Genomic DNA, 15,268 nt, shown 5'->3' on the forward strand with positions numbered 1-15,268 from the left:
AATTAAGGAGAGATAGGGAATGAATTTACAAATTGATGAAAAGAATGTAGCTACTGGTCAATGGGTTGTATGCGAATTGAAGGATAACAAAGTTATTACACAAGTGAAACGAGTGATTAAGGATACTTTTAACGACAAAGTAGAGTTATGGGGATCGTGGGGATGCGAAGGAGCGATACATAGTGATTGGGGCTACAATCATGCGAATAAATGTAGATATGCAACAGTAGAAGAAATCGATGCAGAAAGCGTAAGACGTGTATTTGCTCAAAAAGGACGTAAGCCGAACGAATATCGTTCTGGTGATGTTGTAACGGATGAGGTGTATGCATCTCGTGTTTTACATGTAATAGGTGATAGAGCAACTGTACAAATCATGAACTCGCATCAAATATATGAGGCTGCAACAGATAATTTAGAAATTCTATTTTTCGCTGAAGATATGGTTGGATAAAGCAAGTGAATAAATAGTTTGCCCTATTTCAAATAAAGGATAAGGAGATACATTTAAAATGCGATATGCAAGAGGCACTCAATATGGTTTATATGCATGCAAGGGTAACAATAAAGATTACAAATGGTTTAAAAAAGCTAGGAAAGGTATGGGGAATATAACTATTGAAGAGAACAAAACGTTATGGCCATACAAAGAAAAACTTGATCCAACGTTTAATTGGGACAGAATGATGGGAAGAGTTTGTTGGTCATTTGTGAATGGAGATACGGAAACTACCATGTTTGCACTCTTAAAATATACAAAAATACCACGCTGGATTGCTGTGAAGCTAAAGAGAAAGGAGTGATGCAATGTTCTCGTTATTTGTAGGAATTATAGTGTTTATCATAGTGTTGTCATTTTTATGGATTGTAGCAGGTAAATTAGGAGTTTTTGAGTGTATTGGAAACGTAGTATTAAAAATTAAAAACATGTTCAAGGAGGAAAAATAAAATGAATACAAAGAAAATCGTAGGTGCAGCAGTAGTAGGTTTCAGTCTTTTAACAGGTGGAATTTTAACAGCAATGAGCGTGAAGGTGATTGATCAGGGACATGCAGGTGTTGTTTATAACAGAAGTACAGGAATTGAAAAGGAAACTTTAGGACAAGGATGGCACTTAGTTTCGCCATTTAAACGTGTAACAGCTTATCCTATTTCAACAGAAACGGTTAAAGTAGATAAATTTAGCGTGCAAACCAAAGATGGTAAGCCATTAACAGTGAGTCTATCTTATGATTACATGAATGATGCAGAGAAACTTCCTAAGATTTATAACAAGTTCAAAGGACAAGCTCCAGATGTAATTGAGAACGGGTGGTTACAGACTCGACTTAAGAAAGCTACATTAAACGTTTTCTCTAACTATTCAGTTCTTGAGGTATTCCAGCATCAAGGGGAAATTAATGGAGCGATAGAAAAGGAATTTAGAAAAATGGTAGATACTACTGGATTCTTAGTAGATTCCGTTACGTTAGAAGCACCTAAACCAGACGCAAATACAGCGAAAGCGATTCAAGGAGTAGTAGACGCTCAACAGAACCTTGAAAAAGCAGAGATTGAGAAAAAGCAAGCTACAATCAATGCAGAGAAAGCTATTGAGGAAGCAAGAGGAAAAGCTGAAGCGAATGAGATTATTAAGAAGTCTTTAACTCCAGAAATTGTAGAAATTAAAAAAATTGAAAAATGGGATGGTAAGTTACCACAAGTAAGTGGAGAAGCTAATCCATTGGTTCAAGTTAAATAATTATATTTCCAGGACTTTCTTAAATGAGGGAGTCCTGGGTTGTTATCAAATTTGAATTTTGTACAAAAACGGAGGGGAATAGAATGGTGAGAAGTTTAGATTGGGGCGGATTGAAAAGTAATTGGGAAGCTTTTAAAGAGTTCGTTCAAAGAGAAGGAAAAGGCACTAGCATATTAACGGAGTACTATTTTGTATTCAGAGAAGACGACTGCGGTGATGAAGCGTACATTTTTACAACGCATTCTGACTTAGATGATTGGCTATCGGAAATGTTTTGGCAATGGGAGCGTTATGATACTAGAAATGTTGAAGAATCGATGGATGATGTGTTTGTTTGGAAGTTAATTTCTGAAAGTGATTTTAAGCGTTTAGACACGCTATATAAGGGAGCAAGAAAAACATCGATTGAAATCAATGGAGAAAGATACTATAGAAAGTTAATAAAAGTATCTGTAGAGCCGACAGTTGTTGTTTCAACTAATTTTTATTAAAAGCGTTATTTGAATAGAAAATGGCAGGTAACTGACTAAGTTACCTGCCACGATCCAAAACATTTCGGAGGAGCAAGCTCCGATTTGAAAGAGTGTAGTCATGGGAAATTGACTTGAGGATAGTATGTGTAATGTAAAAAAGATTATTCGTAGAGGAGAATGAAAAATGAATATAATCACTATTAAATTTGGTCAAGGTACAGAAGCTTGGAAGGATATGCAAGAAGTAGTTAAAGCTCTACACGATAAAGGATATATCGCTCAGCCTTACGAGGATATCGGAACAGTTAAATTAACTAAGGAAATTAAAGAAGAGAACTAAACAAAATAGTTATTTGAATGAAATGGAGAGATAAAAATGGATGGTAAATTTCTAGGTAAGATTGAGAAAGCTGAATTTGGAACATGGAGGGATAGGCCATTCTTAATGGGTCTGCAACTCGAATTCCGTTTTGATGGGAATAGCGGGGTTAGTTGTGGAGGAAGACACCTTATTAATATAGGGGAACATTGTAATTGGGAATCGGAAGATGAAAAACATAAAGCGTATCAAAAAGTATTAAAAGAAACGAATCGTATTTTGCAAGATGCGAAAGTAAATATTGTTTCTGAATTAGTTGGTAAACCAATTGAAATTACCATTGAAAATCAGATGTATAAAGAGTTTCGTATTTTAACAGAGGTTTTATAACAAAATTCTTATTTTAGAAAAAGGTGAGACAGAATGATGAAGATAAGTAAATCTGAAGATTTTGAAGAAAAACTACGTCGGCACAATAAACGAATGGAAGAAGATGAAACGTATAGAGCAGCTACAAAATTACTTACATTTCCTGCTGGTCATAAGCTTGAATTGGTGATTGAGGTAACGGATGAGTATTATAGTCATAATTTACACAACTTGCTTAGAGGAAATATAGAAGGTGCTGAATTGCTGGGGTTTAAGGTAACTGAGCTTGTAATTAAACCAGAAGCAAGAAAGAAGAGCGCGGTAAGAGAGTTCTTAAGCCAGGTAGTACAAGATTATAATTTGTAAAAAATAATTATTTTAGTGGAAAGAGACGGTGTATCATGGGTTACGCAAATAGAGGAATGTCATTTGAGCTTTTATTAAACAATACATGCCGTATGTATAAAGCGGCGAATGTAGGAGTATTTAATAAGCGCCCTACACCAATAAAAGTGATAAAGACAGATAGGAAAGGCAATATAACTAAAAGTGCATGGGAAAGTAAATCTACAGTAGATTATGACGGTGTGTACAAAGGGAGAGCTGTTTATTTTGAAGCGAAATCTACTGAAAAAACCACGAGCTTCCCGTTAGATAATATAAGTAGGCACCAAATTGATTATTTAAAGGATACACAAGAACAGGGAGCAATTTGTTTCTTTTTAATAGAGTTCAGAACAGATCAGGTTATTTATTTTGTTCCTGTTTCTGTAGTAACAGAATACTATGAAGCTATGCTTTATGATGGAGGAAGAAAGTCTATTCCAAGAGAGGAATTTGAGAAAAGAGCGTATATAGTACCACAAACTAATAGAGCACCTGTTGATTATTTATATCATGTAGATAAGTTAGGAATGGTTACTATATGAGTCCAAAAGAAGCGAGGATTGAAATATTAGGATTAACAGATAATCATTGCCGTCAGTGTGACAATAAATGTTCTCGTGATTTTGTGTATTGTTGGACAAAGTGTGAAGTAGGGAAGAGATTGAATGAAATAGGGGTTGTTTTGGGTGGTAAAGTTTTTGTTAAAACATCCATACAAAGAACAGAAGACGAATGGAATAAAATTTGTGAAGAAACCATGAAACTTAAAGAACATGGAATGAAATATATTGAAATTGCTAAAAAGTTTAATGTGAGTTACGGGCATTTAAGAAAACAGTTAAATAAACGTAACATGAAGAAATGAGTTTACATGGTGAAAGAGGAAGCAGGTGAGCCAACCCTTGTTTGAATGGTTTAAAGATTATAAAAAGTTGGAAGATGAAATCATTTATTTAGAAAATAAATTGCATAGAAGTAAAAGAGAATTAATGCGTTGGAGTGTTGGTGATTTATCAAAGTATAAGTTAACTGCTGATTCAGATGGTGCGAAAATAGAGGAACACATAGCGGCTATAGAATATGAACTAGCGAATAAGATGAACGATCAGTACGACCTCAAAATATTAATTAGTAAGTTTGAAGGGCTAGAAAATAAAATTCTATTTGGTAAGTATGTGCAACGAAAAACATTAGAATCTATAGCTAGGGAACTAGGCTATAGTAGTAGTTATGTATATCAGAAGCATGCTGAAATTTCTAGAAGGATAAAGCTTGCTGAAGAACTTACACTTTTCTTACAGTAAGTTTTACATATGGTATCTATTGAAAAAATGAATTATAGTAATAGCATAGAATTTTACGTAAGAGCGACTGGTGCATGGTTGCTCTTTTCTATTTTTAATAGTAACTGTAAAATTTTAATGGGTTGGTTACCGAATAAAGCTTTATGGATGTCTGTTTGAATGAACTGGCGTTTATAGGGCGAGTACATAATTACAAAGAGAACTTTCGAATCTAATTGTGATTATGCAGGAATACAAAAATAATTAAACGGTCCATAAGGAGAGCTTTTGCTCTTCTTTGAGCTGATACGTGCTTATCTTATAGTGTCGGTTCAAAGAAGAATAAAAAATGAATATGAGTAACAAATAGCTTATATAAAAAAGAGGACGCTCATGGCGTCCTTTATGGTGTATTATTTTTATCTTTAATGCCCAAATGCATTTCCAAACCTTCTACAAGGATCTCGGAAAAATTAACGCCTTTATGAGTTGCGTATTCTTCTAACCAAGAAGGAAGAGTTACATTTTTTCTTTTATAAGTTGTTTTGTCTTTATTTCTAAGTGGTGGCATCCAAACATCAATTAAAAAAGAATTTTCATCTTTATCTAATTCTAATTTATCAATTGGTGTCGGTTCGGGAATTGATTCATTATCCTTTTCCATACCATATAAGTGAAGTCCTAATGCTTCTCTACCTTCCTTTAAAGCATCTTCTTGTGTATCTGCATGAGAAACGCAACCAGGAAGGTCTGGAAAGTAAATACCGTAACCATCTGAAGACTTTTCAAGGATAGCGGGATAAACGTAATAGTCTTTTTTCATAATTTGTTTTTATAACGATTTCTTGTATAATTAGGGAAAGCAAGGGGTGGTTTATAACCAACCCGCTTGCTTATAGATTGAGCGAAGTGTACCTTTTGGAATATCCTTGCACGGATGTTTCACAGTCACTTTACCAATCTTAGAAGGATGTTTGAACTGATGGTGGCTGCCTTCAATGTTCACTATAAACCATCCTTCTTTTTTTAACCTCTTAATTACTTCCCTACTAGAAATCGTTATTACCTCCTTTCAACTTTCTATACTTATTATAACACGTATCGTAATGCGCATCAATAGGTAAAGGTAAATTTCTCTGTTTTTTTGTATGTTTTTTATGAATATATCAGTATATCGAGCACCCAAATTGGGTGCTTTTTATTATGTGAAAATTACATAGGTGGTGTTTAGTAAATGACACGACATTATTTAATAGGTACATTAGTTAATTGGCGTGAAAGTGTAGAAAGTTTTCATTACAATGAATCATTACAGTGCTTAAAAAAAGAGTTTCAATTAAGCGATGAAGAGGCAAAAGAAATGTATGAAGATACAATAAAAGCATTTTGGTTATCTTTCTATAAGTGGTACGAATACAGGCATCCGAAGTTACGTGAGTTATTAGGAGAATGGTGAGGAGTGAGTAAGGTGAATGAAGAGAAAAAGTATTTTCATAAAGCTAAATGTTTAGTATGTGGTCATATGGATAAAGTTTATCATCCATCTAAAGAAGAATATCAAGAAGTAACAGTTTGTCCAAAATGTAATGGTGCTTTTGTAGATGTGTGGGTAATGAACAAATATACACAAAAATCACATGATGCAAAAAAGAATATTCAAGGATTAACAATTGAATTAAATGTTGAAACAACTGAAGCATTAAAAGGAATTAAAGAAGTAACGGAAGCTGCTAATGAATGTACGGCTGCATTGGAGAAGTTGGAAAAGGTTATGAGTAGGTTTAAGGGAAAGAGCGCACTGAAAGATATTACAGTAGAATGTCCCATCGTTTTAAATGGTAAGGCGATGGCTTCAGAAATTGTCAAACGTATTAATGATAGTGATTCAAACATTCAGATATAAATTATATTTGTTGTTAAGGAAAGATAAGCGCAAACGTGTTGCATTTGATAGAGAAGGAGTGAGGTAGATGCAATTAACTAAACTTGAGAAGATAGGTATTGTTAGCTCAATCCTCGTAGCGGTAGGTGAGGATGCACTTGCTAAACATATTGACTTACAACGATTAGAAGAAGAGTTCGGACCGATAGTAAACGGTGCAACAGAGAAAGAGTGTGGAGAAGCGACATTAAGTGTACTAAATAAAATGATTGCTAGTTTATTAGAAGATAAGGGGTGAGGATAATTGGACAGCGTTTTAAATGGTAAGATTGCTGCGCTTGGTCTTATGCTCATTGATAAGAAAGCATATATCAAATGCCTTAAACCTCTTGAAAAAGCGCATAAAAAAGCTGGAATAGATGTTAAGTATTACAAGCTATATGACGGGAAACCTATGTTTTATTCCGTGGAATACCTGAAACAAACATCAATAAAAGAATTACTAGAAAGAGACAGATGGAGAAAAGATTTAAGCGTAAGGGATGAGAATAGATGCAATTAACTAAGCTTGAGAAAGCAATTGCAATTAGTACGCTTATACATTCGGTTGGGGTAGATGATATTGAAGAGTATGTAGATGTAGAGAAGTTGCCAATCTTAATTGAAGTGATAGAGGGATTTCATAATAATCTAACACCAGCAGCAAAGAAAGAAGCCGATATAAGTTTAATGAACAAACTAATTGACGATCTATTAAGAAGTAAAAGGGTACAAAAGATTGTACAGTTTAGATGTAAAGTATGTGGATATACGGAACAGTATAATGAACGAATAGCGAAATCGAAGGATGGATTAGGCTGTAAGTGGTGTGCAGATGGTGGTGTAATGTGTAATGAAGGAATACAAAACCAAACAGCAGAAGCGTAAGTTCTATGACAGTGGTGAGTGGAAGAGTATACGTGAGCAAGTAAAGAAGCGTGACAACTATGAGTGCCAGGAATGTAAACGTAATGGCCGAGTACAAACAGACACGAATGAATACAGCGAGAGTGCAAAGCGTAAGAAGATTCAACTTGTTGTCCATCATATAAAAGAACTCGAACATCATCCAGCTCTTGCATTAGAAATAGATAATCTCGAAATAGTCTGTGTGGATTGTCATAATAAAGAACACGGTAGAACATTCAAAAAGAAACAGAATAAATGGGAACATGATGAGAAGTGGTAAAAATGATTCGGTAATAACACCCCCCCTTAAAATATTTCATCAAAAATTGCTCTAAGGGGCACCGGAGGAGGGGGTCGTTTTTCCAGATTTTTGAGCCATATCGCATAGGACCCCTACCCAGTATGAAAATATGATTGAATCGAGGTGATAGTATGGCGGATATTGATGAGCGTGAGGTACTAGTTAACAAAGAAAAAAATCGTTTGAAAAGACTATTTAAAGAAATCCCACCTAGTAAGTTGAAAGTAGTTGAAGGGTTAATTATTCAGGCAGCAAGATTACGAGTTTTATTGAATGAGATGTGGATGGATATATCTGAGAATGGTGATTATGAAATGTTCTCACAATCAGATAAAACAGAGCCGTATGAAAGAGAACGGCCTGTTGCCCGGCTATATAATACCCGTGATCAATCATATCAAAGGGTCATTAAACAACTAACAGATTTGTTGCCAGAAGGAAATAATAAAAAAGAAATTAAGAAGTATTCGGCAAGTGATTTAATATGATTGTTCATAAGTATGTAAGTGAATATATAGAACTATATGAGACGGGAACAGTATTATTAAATAAAGAACGAATCATGCTTATTCATTATTTAAAGCAAGATATATTAACCCGTAATGATCTACATTTCGATATGGATTTAATTCATAAATGTGTAACTTTCATAGAAAAGTGGCATTTCAAATTAAATTCCTTTCAAAAATTTTTAATAGCATTTGTTTTTTTGTTTGATGAATATGAGGATGTTTATTTTGATCAGCATTTTTGGATGATGGCAAGGGGGGCTGGTAAAAATGGATTGATTAGTGCATTGACACACTTCTTTATTAGCGAATTGCACGGTATTGAGCATTATAATGTATCGGTAGTTGCTAATACAGAAAGGCAGGCTAAAACGTCTTTTGTAGATGTTTATGAGAAGAATAAAAAACATGAGATATTAGATGAACTATTTGTCTCAACAAAACAATTAATAACAAACAAAGCTACTCGTTCAACTTTTGAATTTCATACATCGAATGCAGGAAGTAAAGATTCATTAAGAGATGGATGTGTTATTTATGACGAGATACATAGGTATGAAAATAGCGATGTTGTAGAGGTATTCTCTAGTGGTTTAGGTAAAGTTCCTAACTCTAGGGAATTTTTTATTACCACAGATGGATTTGTTCGTGAAGGTTATCTTGACAAAATGAAAGAGCGGGCCATGAATATCCTGAAAGGGAAAGAAAAAGAGGATAGATTATTTCCTTTTATTTGTAAGTTGGATGATTCTGAAGAAGTAGACAATCCAGATATGTGGGAAAAAGCAAATCCAATGTTTAGTAAGCCTATGAGTCAATATGCTAGAGGTTTGTTTAAAAAAGTTATGCGTCAGTATAAAAATCTTGAAAATGATCCATCTAATAGAGAAAACTTTATGACAAAAAGAATGAATCTACCAGAAGTAGATTTAACGAAGTCTGTAGCCCCGTGGGAAGAAATCATACGTACTGGGTTTGAAGAAGATGGAGTAACACTTCGAGAAATTCCGGATTTAAGGCATAAAACAGCCGTGGGCGGGCTCGATTTTGCTAGTATCAAAGACTTTGCAGCGGTAGGCCTACTATTTAAGCATGGTGAAGATTATATTTGGAAATCACATTCTTTTGTAAGGAAAGGCTTTTTGGACAAAGTGAAATTAAAAGTACCTATTAAGGAATGGGAAGAAAAAGGATTGCTCACTATTTTAGATGAGCCAGTGATTAATATCTCTCACATTGTAGATTGGTTTGTAAAAATGCGTGAGTTATATGGGGTTAATACAATAGTAGCCGATACATTTCGTCTTGATCTGGTTAAAACAGCACTTGAAGCGGAAGGTTTCATATTATTATATATCCGTAATCCAAAAGCGATTCATTCACTTTTAGCTCCAAGAGTTGAAACGCTATTTGCTAATAACCATATTATCTTTGGAGATAACCCTTTAATGCGTTGGTACACGAATAATGTTTACGTTCATATCAAAAAAGATGGAAACAAAGAGTATTTGAAAAAAGACGAATTTAAAAGGAAAACAGATGGATTCCAAGCCTTTATCCATGCATTGTGGCAAGCGGATAAAATCCTTGTGGATGAATTCGACTTTATGTTAGACGGTATTAAATTCTAATAAAGGGGGTGATAATCATTGGATGGTTGGACGCAGTATTTAAAAGAAATAGTGAAGTAGGATTTATGTTTGATGTGGAAATGTTTATTGAAAAAGCAAACAGAGTGCACATGAAAAGATTAGCAATTGATACCTGTATATCCTTTTTAGGTAGAACGATTAGTCAGTCAGAATTTAGAGTGAAAAACGGTGAAGAATTTGAAAAGGATGAGCTTTACTACCGATTAAATGTTAGACCGAATAAGAATATGACAGCAAGTACCTTTTGGGAGAGTTTCATTTACAAACTTATTTATGATAATGAAGCTTTGATTATTCAAGCGGATGATGGTGATCTACTTATTGCTGATGACTTTGAACATAACGAATATGCTGTGTTTGAAGATACTTTTACAAATGTCACTGTAAAAGATTATCAGTTTAAGAGAAGTTTTAAACAAAGTGAAGTCATTCATTTAAGATACAGGAATGATAAGTTATCACCTCTTATCGATGGTTTGTTTGCTGATTATGGTGATTTATTCGGTAGAATATTAAGTTCTCAAAAACGTAAGAATCAAATTCGCGGAACAGTTGATATGGACATGCTCGCTGCAAAGAGTGAAAAACATCAAGCCAAACTTCAAGAATTTATTGATAACATGTATAAAGCAATTGGAGAAAAAGACGTTGCTATCATTCCGCAACAACCGGGTTTTAAGTATGCTGAAACGTCAGGTGGAGCAAATTCTGGGCAGAGTGTGGAGGAAATTAATAAGGTAACAAATGGATTCTTAAATCAAGTAGCAATGGCTTTCGGTATTCCAACTGCTTTGATATATGGCGAAATGGCTGATGTTGAGAAGCAAACGAAAAATTATATGCTTTTCACAGTGAAGCCTTTATTAAAAAAGCTTTCTGATGAAGCAAACGTTAAATTTTTTGAAGAAGAAGAGTATCTTTCAGGTCAAAAAATTGAAGTTAAAGCTGTTTCTTATCAAAGTATATTTGATCTTGCGACAAGCATCGATAAACTCGTTTCTTCAAGTGCATTTACAGGGAATGAGATTCGATTAGAAGTAGGATATGAAATTTCTGATGATCCTAACTTAAATACACATCATATTACGAAAAACTATACGAAACTAACTGAATCTGAAGGAGGTGAGAATACAAATGACGGTGAAAATTGACGTTAAAGGACCAATCATTTCGAATGATGAAGCTTGGATTTATGATTGGTTTGAAATGGATGCGACAAGCCCAGGTAAGATTACAAAACAACTGGATAATGCAAATAGTGAGGATTTAATTGTATCAATTAATAGTCCTGGTGGTTATGTAGATGAGGGTTCGGAAATTTACACAGCATTAAAAAATTATCCTGGTCATGTGGAAGTTCAAATTGTTGGTTTAGCAGCAAGTGCAGCTTCTGTAATTGCTATGGCAGGTGATAAAGTTCGAATTTCTCCAACAGCAAAAATCATGATTCACAACGCTGCTAAGTGGCATGGTGGAGATCATCGTGACATGGAAAAGGCGGCTGAGATGTTAAAAATAACAGATCGAGCAATTGTAAATGCCTATGTTATTAAAAGTGGTAAATCAGAAGAAGAACTACTTAACATGATGGCTGAAGAAACTTGGATGGGTCCGCAACAAGCATTAGAAAACAATTTCGCGGATGAAATCATGTTTATGGAGAATCAGGTTAAAATGACAGCTTCAACGGCTACTGCTGCCATGCTTCCGCAGAAAGTAATCGATGGCTTTAGAAATGGAACCATGAACAAGGGCCAAGGAATTACAAAAGAAGATTTAAATGCAGCATTATCAGGATTAAAAAACGAAATCCTGAATGATTTACAAAACAATATAGAAGAACAACCGAAGGAGCCGAATCCTAAACCTGTAAAAAACAGTGGGATTAAAGGGCTCCTTTTAAAATTATAAAAAACGGGGGAAACACATAATGGTTATTAAATTTAATAAATCTGAAGCATTTAATAAGGCAAAGGCAAAATTGACGGATACTTTAACTAACGCGGAAAGTACAGAACAAGAACAAACGTCAGCGTTTGAAGGTTTCTTTGATGCACTACAAACAGATGTAGCAAATACAGTTCGTGAACAAGTAAATAACGATATGCTTGATCGTTCCATTTTACAGCAACGTGGTCAAAATGTTTTAACTTCAGCAGAAACAACATTCTTCAATGCAGTTGTTAAAGAAGGTGGATTTACAGATGGCTCAATCCTTCCTGTAACGACGCAAGAGCGTGTGTTTGAAGATTTAGTTACAGAACATCCCTTATTAGCTGAAATTGGTTTGCAAGACTTAGGAGCAGTTACGAAGTTTATTTACTCTGATGCAACGAAGGCGTATGTATGGGGCGAATTATTCAGTGAAATTCGCGGGCAAATTGATGCCATCTTCAAACAAGAAAAGATTGGCCAACTTAAATTAACTGCATTTGCAGCAATTCCGAATGATATGAAGGAGCTTGGACCGGAATGGATTGAACGCTATGTTCGAACTGTTTTAGTAGAAACATATTCTGTTGGTCTAGAATTTGGTTTTATTAATGGTGGCGGATCTATAGCACACCAACCAGTTGGTTTAATGAAAGATGTAAATCCAGAAACAGGCGCTGTTACTGATAAAAAATCTTCTGGTAAACTAACATTTGCTCCGTCTGATAAAGGGGAAATTGTAGCAGGCGAACTTTACGAAGTAGTAAAAGCTTTATCTGCTGATGCAAAAGGGAAATCCAGAAAAGTATTAAATAAAATTGTAATGGTAGTTAACCCGATTGATGCGATTGGCGTACAAGCACGTAATACAATCCAGACCGCAACAGGTCAATGGGTAATGGCATTACCTTATAATATTAAACCTGTCGAGTGTGAGGAAGTTCCTGTTGGCAAAGCATTATTCTTTGTAAAAGGACAATATATTGCTGCAATCGCAGGTGGATACAAGCTAAAAGAATTTGATCAAACATTAGCTTTCGAAGATGCTACTCTTTATACAATTAAACAATTTGCTAATGGGAAACCAAAAGATAATAAAGCGGCACTTGTTTACGAGTTAGAAATTTCATTTACACCACCTGCAGAAACAAAAACTAAATAAAGGGTGAAGTAAATGAGAAACGCAACAATTTCAGATGAAATATTGCAAGAGTTTAAAGATAGGATGCACTTAGGGGATGAGGAAGATGATAACCTAAAGCGCATCCTTTCTACGTCTAACAAGGCATTACTTAGGGTTTGTGGGAATTATGATTTAAATAAAGACGAGGAGTTCAAAGAATTAGTCTTTGAACGTTCTCGTTATGTTTATAACGATGCATTAGAGTATTTTGACAAGAATTTTTTAAGTCAGATTAATAGTTTAGGTATCGATAAAGCATTAGAAGAAATTAAATTGGACGGTGATTAATATGCGTCCTTTTCAGTATAAAAAACCACTGAATACAGGTGATTGTAGAAATCGAATTATCATTGAACAACCTGAAGTAATAAAAGATGAATTAAATCAAGAAGTTGAAACAGGTAATTGGCAAGAAGTTAAAAGAGCATGGGCAATGATAAAAACGGTAAAAGGTTCGGAGTACATTGAAGCTTCAGCATCACAATCTACACGTATTTATCGGTTTGTGATGCCTTATACAACAGGTATTACAGAATTAATGCGAATCAATATGAAAGGTCGTATCTTTGATATTATCGAACCGCCAATGAATGATGATGAAATGTATCAAACATTGACTATTATCGCAAAGGAGCATGTTTAATATGAACGATTTTGCGGGAGAGCTTGCTAGAGAATTACAAAGATATGCAAGTGTTGTGGAAGAAGAATTAACAAATGTACAAGAAGATGTAGCTGATATCGCTGTAGATAAGTTAAGACAAAATAGTCCTAAAAAAACAGGTGGTTATCGAAAAGGTTGGCGTAAGAAAAAAGTTGATAAAGCTGTTGTTATCCATAATACAAAAGGACAATTAACGCATCTTTTAGAAAATGGCCATGCGAAAGCTGGTGGTGGACGAGTACCGGAGAAAGTGCATATTCGTCCCGTGGAAGAGTATGTAATTGATGAATTACCAAAACGTGTTGAGAGGGCAATTGAATCATGATATTAGGAGAATTTATAAAAATTCTTGAAGCTACAGGTTATCCTGTGGCTTATTCGCATTTCATAGCAACACCTGGTAATCCAGTTCCGGAGCCGCCTTATATCTGTTTTCTTGTGGATGGTTCAGCAAATTTAATGGCTGATAACAAGGTCTATCACAAGATAAATGATTTAAATATCGAACTTTATACCACAAAAAAGGACTTGGTTGCAGAAGCCAAGCTGGAAAAGGTCCTAGACGATCATGAAATACCTTATGACTCGTATGGGATTTTTATTGAATCTGAGAAATTATTTCAAAAAACATATGAAACGAGGTTGTTGTAAATGAATGAAAACAAGGTAACATTCGGTTTGAAAAATGTACATTACGTGCCATTTGATAGTAAAGATTTCTTAGTTACATTTGGGACACCAATTCCATTACCTGGTGGAGTTGAACTAACATTTGAGCCACGCGGTGATTTAATTGAATTCTATGCAGATGACATGCTTTATTACGCGGCAAGTAATAATCAGGGTTACGATGGAACATTAAGTATTGCTACTATCCCAGAAAAATTTGCTATTGATGCACTCGGTGAAGAATTAGATGAAACGGATGGTGTATTAAATGAATTGGCTGATGCAAAAGGAAAACCATTCGCTTTATTATTTGAGTTTGATGGTGACGTGAATGCAACTCTACATGTTATGTATAACTGTTCAGCAAGTCGTCCAACACTTGCATCTAAAACAAAAACAAGTTCGGCTGAACCAAATACAAATGAACTGAAGTTTGTTTCTAGCCCAATTGTTTTAGTACCTGGTGGAAGACCAATGGTTAAAACGAAAACGACTGCTAAAACAACACAAGCAATTTATAACGACTGGTACAAAAAGGTATATGTAAAAACACCAGCAGCACCCAAAGGAGCGTAATAGTAAATGGAAAAGACAATTACAATAGACGGAAAACAAGTCCGATTAAAAAGTACAGCAGCTACTGTTAAACGATATAAAGCGCAATTCAGACGTGATTTATTTGCTGATATGTTTAAGTTAGGGATTTTGGCCCCTTCAAATCCTCAAGAGGGTTCACTAGCCACTATTGATTTAGCAAATGCAGATTTAAGTAAGCTAGATTTTGAAGTTGTATATGATTTAGTTTGGTTATATGCGAAAACAGCAAATCCAGAAATTGACGATCCAATTACATGGTTAGACGGTTTTGATGAATTCCCTATCTCAGAGATTATTCCAGAAATTATGGATATGATTCAAAGTACGATGGGCGCAAAAAAAAAATAAAGAAAAGTAAT

Annotated in this window: 28 protein-coding genes and 1 pseudogene; 27 read left to right on the plus strand and 2 right to left on the minus strand. The window is 34.7% G+C overall.

Going from position 1 to position 15,268, the window contains the following annotated elements; all coding sequences use genetic code 11:
- Nucleotides 1–19 precede the first annotated feature (19 nt).
- From QCI79_RS15315 to QCI79_RS15360, 10 genes and pseudogenes are all read left to right on the plus strand, one after another.
- Entirely contained in the window at nucleotides 20–454 is a 435-nt protein-coding gene (locus tag QCI79_RS15315) for a hypothetical protein (RefSeq protein ID WP_021727940.1), read from the plus strand.
- A 58-nt stretch (nucleotides 455–512) separates the two neighbouring features.
- A complete protein-coding gene (locus QCI79_RS15320) occupies nucleotides 513–803 on the plus strand; it encodes a hypothetical protein (RefSeq protein ID WP_021727939.1) in 291 nt (96 codons plus the stop codon).
- A gap of 146 nt (nucleotides 804–949) precedes the next feature.
- Complete coding sequence (locus QCI79_RS15325) at nucleotides 950–1,741, plus strand: prohibitin family protein (protein WP_001093039.1); 792 nt, start codon at nucleotides 950–952, stop codon at nucleotides 1,739–1,741.
- An 83-nt stretch (nucleotides 1,742–1,824) separates the two neighbouring features.
- A complete protein-coding gene (locus QCI79_RS15330) occupies nucleotides 1,825–2,232 on the plus strand; it encodes a hypothetical protein (RefSeq protein ID WP_016090376.1) in 408 nt (135 codons plus the stop codon).
- Between the two features lie 166 nt (nucleotides 2,233–2,398).
- Nucleotides 2,399–2,548: pseudogene (locus QCI79_RS15335) on the plus strand (DUF8088 domain-containing protein); the annotation flags it as partial.
- 42 nt (nucleotides 2,549–2,590) lie between these two features.
- A complete protein-coding gene (locus QCI79_RS15340) occupies nucleotides 2,591–2,923 on the plus strand; it encodes a hypothetical protein (protein WP_021727817.1) in 333 nt (110 codons plus the stop codon).
- Nucleotides 2,924–2,956: 33 nt separating this feature from the next.
- Entirely contained in the window at nucleotides 2,957–3,268 is a 312-nt protein-coding gene (locus QCI79_RS15345) for a hypothetical protein (RefSeq protein WP_023901329.1), read from the plus strand.
- A gap of 35 nt (nucleotides 3,269–3,303) precedes the next feature.
- Nucleotides 3,304–3,831, plus strand: a complete 528-nt coding sequence (gene recU / locus QCI79_RS15350; protein WP_000540090.1) for a Holliday junction resolvase RecU — start codon at nucleotides 3,304–3,306, stop codon at nucleotides 3,829–3,831.
- A complete protein-coding gene (locus QCI79_RS15355) occupies nucleotides 3,828–4,154 on the plus strand; it encodes a hypothetical protein (RefSeq protein WP_021727815.1) in 327 nt (108 codons plus the stop codon). Before recU ends, QCI79_RS15355 begins: the two co-directional genes overlap by 4 nt.
- Before the next feature lie 37 nt (nucleotides 4,155–4,191).
- Complete coding sequence (locus tag QCI79_RS15360; RefSeq protein ID WP_003308641.1) at nucleotides 4,192–4,593, plus strand: hypothetical protein; 402 nt, start codon at nucleotides 4,192–4,194, stop codon at nucleotides 4,591–4,593.
- Between the two features lie 382 nt (nucleotides 4,594–4,975).
- Here the strand turns inward: QCI79_RS15360 and QCI79_RS15365 are convergent, their stop codons facing one another.
- Together QCI79_RS15365 and QCI79_RS15370 are read right to left on the minus strand one after the other, a co-directional pair.
- Nucleotides 4,976–5,395, minus strand: a complete 420-nt coding sequence (locus tag QCI79_RS15365; protein ID WP_000711195.1) for a type II toxin-antitoxin system HicB family antitoxin — start codon at nucleotides 5,393–5,395, stop codon at nucleotides 4,976–4,978.
- 51 nt (nucleotides 5,396–5,446) lie between these two features.
- Entirely contained in the window at nucleotides 5,447–5,635 is a 189-nt protein-coding gene (locus QCI79_RS15370; protein WP_080546591.1) for a type II toxin-antitoxin system HicA family toxin, read from the minus strand.
- 171 nt (nucleotides 5,636–5,806) lie between these two features.
- On the opposite strand from QCI79_RS15370, the gene QCI79_RS15375 reads away from it, so the two are divergent.
- The 17 genes from QCI79_RS15375 to QCI79_RS15455 all read left to right on the plus strand — a co-directional run bounded on the left by QCI79_RS15375 (nucleotide 5,807) and on the right by QCI79_RS15455 (nucleotide 15,257).
- The gene (locus QCI79_RS15375) at nucleotides 5,807–6,028 is read left to right on the plus strand and encodes a hypothetical protein (RefSeq protein ID WP_021727814.1); all 222 of its coding nucleotides are present in this window, start codon (nucleotides 5,807–5,809) and stop codon (nucleotides 6,026–6,028) included.
- A gap of 12 nt (nucleotides 6,029–6,040) precedes the next feature.
- The gene (locus tag QCI79_RS15380; protein ID WP_023901328.1) at nucleotides 6,041–6,475 is read left to right on the plus strand and encodes a hypothetical protein; all 435 of its coding nucleotides are present in this window, start codon (nucleotides 6,041–6,043) and stop codon (nucleotides 6,473–6,475) included.
- A gap of 67 nt (nucleotides 6,476–6,542) precedes the next feature.
- Nucleotides 6,543–6,752: a hypothetical protein gene (locus QCI79_RS15385; RefSeq protein WP_016099128.1), complete on the plus strand. Its 210-nt coding sequence runs from the start codon at nucleotides 6,543–6,545 to the stop codon at nucleotides 6,750–6,752.
- A gap of 6 nt (nucleotides 6,753–6,758) precedes the next feature.
- A complete protein-coding gene (locus QCI79_RS15390; RefSeq protein WP_021727812.1) occupies nucleotides 6,759–7,016 on the plus strand; it encodes a hypothetical protein in 258 nt (85 codons plus the stop codon).
- The gene (locus tag QCI79_RS15395) at nucleotides 7,007–7,381 is read left to right on the plus strand and encodes a hypothetical protein (RefSeq protein WP_001177569.1); all 375 of its coding nucleotides are present in this window, start codon (nucleotides 7,007–7,009) and stop codon (nucleotides 7,379–7,381) included. The genes QCI79_RS15390 and QCI79_RS15395 overlap by 10 nt, the downstream gene beginning before the upstream one ends.
- Nucleotides 7,347–7,682: an HNH endonuclease gene (locus tag QCI79_RS15400; protein WP_021727811.1), complete on the plus strand. Its 336-nt coding sequence runs from the start codon at nucleotides 7,347–7,349 to the stop codon at nucleotides 7,680–7,682. The genes QCI79_RS15395 and QCI79_RS15400 overlap by 35 nt, the downstream gene beginning before the upstream one ends.
- Before the next feature lie 152 nt (nucleotides 7,683–7,834).
- Nucleotides 7,835–8,191: a hypothetical protein gene (locus QCI79_RS15405; protein WP_000763337.1), complete on the plus strand. Its 357-nt coding sequence runs from the start codon at nucleotides 7,835–7,837 to the stop codon at nucleotides 8,189–8,191.
- On the plus strand, nucleotides 8,188–9,843 hold the full coding sequence (locus QCI79_RS15410; protein ID WP_021727810.1) for a terminase TerL endonuclease subunit: 1,656 nt from the start codon (nucleotides 8,188–8,190) through the stop codon (nucleotides 9,841–9,843). Before QCI79_RS15405 ends, QCI79_RS15410 begins: the two co-directional genes overlap by 4 nt.
- A gap of 8 nt (nucleotides 9,844–9,851) precedes the next feature.
- The gene (locus QCI79_RS15415; protein ID WP_031303405.1) at nucleotides 9,852–11,015 is read left to right on the plus strand and encodes a phage portal protein; all 1,164 of its coding nucleotides are present in this window, start codon (nucleotides 9,852–9,854) and stop codon (nucleotides 11,013–11,015) included.
- The gene (locus QCI79_RS15420) at nucleotides 10,999–11,775 is read left to right on the plus strand and encodes a head maturation protease, ClpP-related (RefSeq protein WP_021727808.1); all 777 of its coding nucleotides are present in this window, start codon (nucleotides 10,999–11,001) and stop codon (nucleotides 11,773–11,775) included. Before QCI79_RS15415 ends, QCI79_RS15420 begins: the two co-directional genes overlap by 17 nt.
- 19 nt (nucleotides 11,776–11,794) lie before the next feature.
- Nucleotides 11,795–12,958, plus strand: a complete 1,164-nt coding sequence (locus QCI79_RS15425; RefSeq protein WP_021727807.1) for a phage major capsid family protein — start codon at nucleotides 11,795–11,797, stop codon at nucleotides 12,956–12,958.
- 12 nt (nucleotides 12,959–12,970) lie between these two features.
- A complete protein-coding gene (locus QCI79_RS15430) occupies nucleotides 12,971–13,267 on the plus strand; it encodes a hypothetical protein (RefSeq protein WP_021727806.1) in 297 nt (98 codons plus the stop codon).
- Nucleotide 13,268: 1 nt separating this feature from the next.
- Nucleotides 13,269–13,622, plus strand: a complete 354-nt coding sequence (locus QCI79_RS15435) for a phage head closure protein (protein WP_021727805.1) — start codon at nucleotides 13,269–13,271, stop codon at nucleotides 13,620–13,622.
- A 1-nt stretch (nucleotide 13,623) separates the two neighbouring features.
- A complete protein-coding gene (locus tag QCI79_RS15440) occupies nucleotides 13,624–13,968 on the plus strand; it encodes an HK97 gp10 family phage protein (protein WP_023901327.1) in 345 nt (114 codons plus the stop codon).
- On the plus strand, nucleotides 13,965–14,294 hold the full coding sequence (locus tag QCI79_RS15445) for a hypothetical protein (RefSeq protein WP_021727803.1): 330 nt from the start codon (nucleotides 13,965–13,967) through the stop codon (nucleotides 14,292–14,294). The genes QCI79_RS15440 and QCI79_RS15445 overlap by 4 nt, the downstream gene beginning before the upstream one ends.
- Complete coding sequence (locus tag QCI79_RS15450) at nucleotides 14,295–14,888, plus strand: major tail protein (protein ID WP_021727802.1); 594 nt, start codon at nucleotides 14,295–14,297, stop codon at nucleotides 14,886–14,888.
- Nucleotides 14,889–14,894: 6 nt separating this feature from the next.
- A complete protein-coding gene (locus QCI79_RS15455) occupies nucleotides 14,895–15,257 on the plus strand; it encodes a hypothetical protein (protein ID WP_021727801.1) in 363 nt (120 codons plus the stop codon).
- Nucleotides 15,258–15,268 lie beyond the last annotated feature (11 nt).

Origin of the sequence: Bacillus cereus group sp. MG1 (assembly GCF_040460035.1) — a bacterium.
Lineage (GTDB): Bacteria > Bacillota > Bacilli > Bacillales > Bacillaceae_G > Bacillus_A > Bacillus_A cereus.